Below are 3,813 nucleotides of genomic sequence, written 5' to 3'. Positions count from 1 at the left end.
GCGGACCGGCGCGAAGGTCGCGCCGCTGCGGCCGTCGCTGTACAGCAGCGCCGGGCGCACCGGGCCGCCCCCGGCGTCGAGCGCCACCAGGTTCTCCATGGTGCCGACCAGGGCGATCGCCCGCACCGAGTCGCGCATCGCCGCCGGCAGGACGGCGCAGGCGGTGACGGCGGCGGTCCACCAATCCTCCGGGTCCTGCTCCTGCCCGCCGCCGGGCGTCGACCGGGTCGGGTGGCGCGCCTCGACCTGCCGGGCGGGGCGGCCATCTTCGCCGAAGGCCACCAGCTTCAGCGCCGTGGTGCCGAGATCGAAGACCAGGAGGATGCTCATCGCGCCGCCGCCATGCCGAAGCGGCGCAACATCACCGCGGCGATGATGATCGCGCCGGTGACCATCTTCTGGAAGAAGGGATCGATGTTGAGGATGGTCAGCCCGTTCGCCAGCACCGCGATGATGGCGACGCCGACCGCGGTGCCCAGGATGTTGGGGCGGCCGCCGCGGAACGCGGTCATGCCGAGGAACACGGCGGCATAGGCGGGCAGCAGCAGGCTCTCGCCCATGGTGTGCTGGACGCTGCCCAGCCGCGCCGCCAGCAGCACTCCGGCCAGGCCGGACAGGGCGGCGGAGAGGGCGAAGACCACGACCACCGGCCGGCCGATCGGCACGCCGGACAGGTGCGCCGCCTCGCGGTTGCTGCCGATCGCGATCAGCCGCCGGCCGAACACGGTCAGCGCCAGGGTGCCGCCGGCCGCCAGCAGCACCGCCAGCATCCACAGCGTCAGCACCGGCACCAGGCCCAGCGGAGTCCGGGCGAGTGCGGTGAAGCCCGGCGGGATGCCCTGGAACAGGCTGGCGCCGCCGGAGAGCCAATAGGCGATGCCGGACGCGATGGTGCCCAGCGCCAGCGTGGCGATGAAGGACGGCGCCCTGAGGCCGCGGACCACCAGCCCGTTGAGCGCCCCGATGGCGGTGCAGGCCAGCAGCGTCAGCAGGATCGCGGGCGCGATGCCGGTGCCGGCGGCCAGCAGCTTGACCACCAGCACGCCGGCCAGCGAGGCGATGAAGCCGACCGACAGGTCGAACTCGCCGATCACCATGACCAGGGTCGCGGCGGCGGCGACGATCGCCAGGATCGCCATCTGCTGGGTGACGTTCAGCAGGTTGGCAGCGGTGGCGAAGGCGTCCGGCCGCGCCAGGGCGAAGCCCAGCACGATCACGGCGAGCGCCGCCGGCGTGCCGAAGCGCTCGATCAGCCGGGCCTCAGTGGCCATGGTCCGATCTCCGGAGGAACTGTCCGCTGGCGCGCGAGACCTTCCGAGAGTTCGGCCACCCGAACCGGCGCGTCTCTTCCACACTCCCCCTCCCCCCGCGGGAGGGGGTAGGGGAGGGGGTGTCGATGATGAAAGCCGGCGCGGCGTTGCCGGAACTTCTGCGGGGCCGGTGGCGACGCTCGATATCGTCCCGTCGGCGCCAAACCCCTCCCCCTTGCCCCCTCCCGCAAGGGGAGGGGGAGGATGGAAGGGACGGGTCTGACCGACGGCGATGGCCCGAACAGCTCTCACGGGCAGGTCACGCCCAGGCTGTCGCGGGTGATCAGCGTGCCGGGGGCGTAGAGCTCGGCCGCGTCGGGCTTGCCGCCGGCGAAGACCTTGGCCATCTGCCCGGCCGTGATCGTCGCCATCTCGGCGAAGTTCTGGCGGACCGTGGCGATGAAGGGCGTGCATTGCCGGATCAGGTCGACCGCCTGTGGGTTGCCGTCGATGCCGGCGATGACAATGTCGGTCCGTCCGGCCGCCTGCAGCGCCAGCAGGGCGCCGATGCCCGGCTCGTCCCAGGCCGCCCAGACGGCGTCGATCGCGCCCGGCGCCGGGTTGGCGGCCAGCATCGCGTCCATGGCGTTGCGGCTGTCGTCGATCTGGCCTGGCACCTGGACGTAGTGGTCGGCCGCCTGGCGGATGCCCGGCGTGGCCTGCAGCGCCTCGTCCAGCGCGATCTCGCGCTGGTGCACGCCGGGATGGGCCGAATGGAAGAAGCGGACGATCGTGCCCTTGCCGCCCAGCCGGCCGAACAGGAAGTCGGTCATGGTCTTGCCGAGGGCGTGGTTGTCCGAGGTCACGTTCAGCGTCACCCCCGGCCCGGTCGCGCCGTCGATGGCGAAGACCGGGATGCCGGCCGCCGCGGCCTTGCCGACCTGGTCCTGGATCTGCGCCGGGTTGATCGACACCAGCACGATGGCACCGGCGCGGGCGTTGACCACATCCTCGACCCGGCTGGCCAGGGCGCCGAAATCGCCGGCCGTGTCGACCACCGAGACGGTCCAGCCGCGCTTTTCGGCATCGGCCTTGAAGGTCTCCACCATCTCGCCGGTGGCGACGGCGGAGAGATAGGGCGTCAGCACCGACACCGTCTCGGCCGCCGCCGGAACGGCCATTCCGATCATGACCGCCGAGGCAAGCGCCCCGATCCATCCCCGCATCGTCCGCCCCCTCCTGCGTTTCCGCCTGTCTAGCCCCTCCGCCCGGGGCTGACAACGACCGTGCCGCTTGCCTGCGGCGGACCCAGCCCGCACTGTGACGCCGGCTGAGTCGGAGCAGATCATGGGCTTTCAGAACGCGCCGCGGGCGGTGCCGACCGTGCAGCAGGACGACGACACCGTCCGGATCACGTGCTGGGACTTCGAGCCGGGCGCCGCCACCGGCTGGCACCAGCACGGCTATCCCTATTTCGTGATCATGCTGCGGGCCGGCACGCTGCGGATCCACAATGGCGAGGCGGAGATCGACGTGCCGCTGGGCGAGGGCCAGTCCTATATGCGCCCCGCCGGCATCCGCCATGACGTGATGAACGGCTCGCCGCACCCGATCGCCTTCGTCGAGATCGAGATCAAGCGGCCGGGCGCCCTCGATGGCTGGACCGTCTGAGAGCAGGCCCCGCGTCGCCTTCCGGCTGGATGCGTCGGGGGCGATCGGCGGCGGTCATGCCATGCGCTGCCTGTCCCTGGCCCGGGCGCTGGCGGATCGCGGCGCCGATTGCCTGTTCCTGGTGAATGGCGAGGCCGCGGCCGTGGTCCCGGTCCTGTCCGGCGCCGACTGCCGCGTGGTCGGGCCGGATCCCGACGCGGCGGTGGCGGGACTCCGCGCGGCCTGGCCGGACGGCGCCGACGCGGCAGTGTGCGATCTCTACCGCTGGACGGCGCCGGAGGAGCAGGCCTTCGCCGCGGCGACCCGCCGGCTGCTGGTGATCGACGACCTCGCGGCGGCGCCGCATCGCTGCGACCTGCTGCTGAACCAGAATTTCGGCGCCGCCGCCTCCGCCTATGACGGGCTGGTGCCGCCCGGATGCCGGCGGCTGGTCGGCCTGGACTACGCCCTGCTGCGCCCGGATTTCGCGGCACTCCGGCCGGCAGCGCTGGAGCGGCGCCAGGGAACGGGACGGCCGGAAACGATCCTGGTGTCGCTGGGCCTGACCGATGTCGGCGGCATCACCGGCCGGGTCTGCGCCGCCTTGGCGACGATCACCGGCTTCGCGCGGGCCGAGGTGGTGCTGGGGCCGGCGGCGCCCAGCATCGACCGGGTGCGGGCGCTCGCCGACGCGGATCCGCGCTTCCGCTGCCATGTCGGGCTGGATGATATGGCGCAGGCGATGCTGCAGGCCGACGCGGCGATCGGGGCGATGGGCAGCAGCTCGTGGGAGCGCTGCTGCCTCGGCCTGCCGACGCTGGCCGTCACCCTGGCCGACAACCAGCGACCGACGGCGCAGGCCCTGGCCGCCTCGGGCATCGTCGCGCTGGCCGGCGACGCGACGGCGCTGGAC

At 72.8% G+C, this 3,813-nt stretch carries 5 protein-coding genes; 2 read left to right on the top strand and 3 right to left on the bottom strand.

The window, feature by feature from the left end; genetic code table 11:
- From P409_RS29005 to P409_RS28995, 3 genes are all read right to left on the bottom strand, one after another.
- Positions 1–330: FGGY family carbohydrate kinase (locus P409_RS29005; RefSeq protein ID WP_034846607.1), on the bottom strand; the 330-nt coding region annotated here is incomplete at its 3' end.
- Positions 327–1,271: an ABC transporter permease gene (locus P409_RS29000; RefSeq protein ID WP_034846605.1), complete on the bottom strand. Its 945-nt coding sequence runs from the start codon at positions 1,269–1,271 to the stop codon at positions 327–329. The genes P409_RS29000 and P409_RS29005, both read right to left, overlap by 4 nt.
- Positions 1,272–1,558: 287 nt before the next feature.
- Entirely contained in the window at positions 1,559–2,476 is a 918-nt protein-coding gene (locus P409_RS28995; RefSeq protein ID WP_034846603.1) for a substrate-binding domain-containing protein, read from the bottom strand.
- A 121-nt stretch (positions 2,477–2,597) separates the two neighbouring features.
- Between P409_RS28995 and P409_RS28990 the strand changes: the two genes are divergently transcribed.
- Together P409_RS28990 and pseG are read left to right on the top strand one after the other, a co-directional pair.
- Entirely contained in the window at positions 2,598–2,921 is a 324-nt protein-coding gene (locus P409_RS28990; RefSeq protein ID WP_034846601.1) for a cupin domain-containing protein, read from the top strand.
- A partial coding sequence (pseG, locus tag P409_RS28985) for a UDP-2,4-diacetamido-2,4,6-trideoxy-beta-L-altropyranose hydrolase (RefSeq protein ID WP_034846610.1) occupies positions 2,905–3,813 on the top strand: 909 nt, incomplete at its 3' end. The genes P409_RS28990 and pseG, both read left to right, overlap by 17 nt.

Origin of the sequence: Inquilinus limosus MP06 (assembly GCF_000767795.1) — a bacterium.
In the GTDB taxonomy this organism is placed as follows: Bacteria; Pseudomonadota; Alphaproteobacteria; order DSM-16000; family Inquilinaceae; genus Inquilinus; species Inquilinus limosus_E.
This window is presented reverse-complemented; position numbering and strand designations above follow the sequence as displayed.